Here is a 1867-nt window from a genome sequence, read left to right as displayed (position 1 = left end):
ATTTTGGAATGCAAGGATCACCCGGGATCAGATCATCTTTCAATCTGCCAGGTAGATGACGGCAAGGAAACGGTTCAGGTTATCTGCGGAGCACCAAATTGCGCAACAGATCAAAAAATTGCTTTTGCACCGGTTGGAACACAAATTGGTGATTTCAAAATTAAGAAAGCTAAGCTGCGAGGTGAAGTTTCTTTTGGCATGATCTGCTCGGAACAGGAACTGGGAATATCAGAAAATCACGATGGAATTATGATTTTGCCGGATTCAGCACCCATTGGTGAAACATTAGCATCTTTTCTAAAAATGGAAGATACGATTTTTGATGTAGAGATCACTCCCAATCGTCCTGATCTACTTGGAATGATCGGTGTTGCAAAAGATCTTTCGGCCTTATTACATCTTCCCATTAAACTTCCAGAAGTTAAAATAATGGAAAGCGATGAACCGATCGAAGATAGTTTGAAACTGCAAAATCTTGCTCCAGATCTTTGTACACGATATACAGCCAGAATGATCAAGGGTGTTACAATTAAAGAATCACCGAATTGGCTCAAAGAAAGACTTGTTTCAGTTGGATTAAGGCCAATTAACAATATAGTTGATGTAACCAATTTTGTAATGATGGAATATGGGCATCCGCTTCATGCGTTTGATTACCATCTTCTTGAAAATAAAGAAATTATAGTTCGAAAGGCAAAGGGTGGAGAAAAATTTCCTGCTCTTGACGAAGAAACTTATACATTAAATGATTTTGATCTGGTTATTGCCGATTCTAACAAACCAGTTGCTTTAGCTGGAATTATCGGTGGAGAAAATTCTCACATTACAGATACTACCAGAGATATTGTTCTGGAAGCTGCAAATTTCCTTTATTCATCGATTCGAAAATCTGCTGGAAGATTAAATATTTCTACAGATTCCTCATATCGTTTTGAAAGAGATATTTCTGATGAAACAGCTGAAATAGTAAGTCAAAGAGCTGCTGCACTGATCTTGAAAGTTGCCGGTGGAAAACTTCTGAATGGAAAACTTGATTCTTTCCCAAATCCTAAAGGTGAGGTAATTGTTGGAGTTCGGCCTTCCAGAGTTAAAAAACTTTTAACAATAGATGTAACTAATCAGAAACTGATCAATTATCTGGAAGCTCTTGGTCTTAAATTGAATTCTGAAGAAGATGATTTATTGCAGTTTATCATTCCAGCTTATCGCAAAGATCTTAGCCGAGAAATTGATTTAATCGAAGAGATAATTCGTCTGCATGGCTATAACAATGTTGATACCCTCTTAAAAACACAAAGCGTTATGAACCGAGAAGTATTTTATGCTCGCAGAAAGATCGCTGATATTTTAACAGCGAATGGTTTTTCTGAGGTTCTCAACTGGAATTTTGGTGATCCTGAAGATTTGGATAAACTTAATATTTCAGTAAATGATGAGAGAAGAAATTTTGCAGAACTGATCAATCCTCTGGGAAGCAGATTCTCGATAATGAGACCAATTTTGCTTCCGCAAATTCTTAAAAATGCTTTGCATAATCTAAATCATGGTCAGAAAAATCTTAAGTTATTCGAAATGGCAAAAACATTCACGAGAACAGATCAGAAGCTGGCTTCAGAGAGATTGCATGTTAGTGGTATTTTAACTGGAGCACTCAATTCGGTTTATTGGAAAGAGAAGTCTGCAAATATTAATTTTTTTGATGTAAAAGGAATCATGGAAGAAATTCTGGAAGAACTTAGAATTTCTAAAGCGAAGTTTACTGAAAGCGATGAATCTTTCTACCAGCCTGGACAGGCAGCAGATGTTTTATGGAAGAAGATTAAGCTGGGAAGTTTTGGAAAGCTTGATACAAAAATTGCTGCTGAAT

The 1867-nt window shown here is 36.6% G+C and carries 1 protein-coding gene; it reads left to right on the top strand.

The window, feature by feature from the left end; translation table 11 throughout:
• Positions 1-1867: phenylalanine--tRNA ligase subunit beta (locus tag ENL20_04080; protein HHE37734.1), on the top strand; the 1867-nt coding region annotated here is incomplete at both ends.

Source organism: Candidatus Cloacimonadota bacterium (assembly GCA_011372345.1).
In the GTDB taxonomy this organism is placed as follows: domain Bacteria; phylum Cloacimonadota; class Cloacimonadia; order Cloacimonadales; family TCS61; genus DRTC01.
The sequence above is the reverse complement of the archived record's forward strand: the minus strand, read 5'-3'. Positions and strand labels throughout refer to the sequence as shown.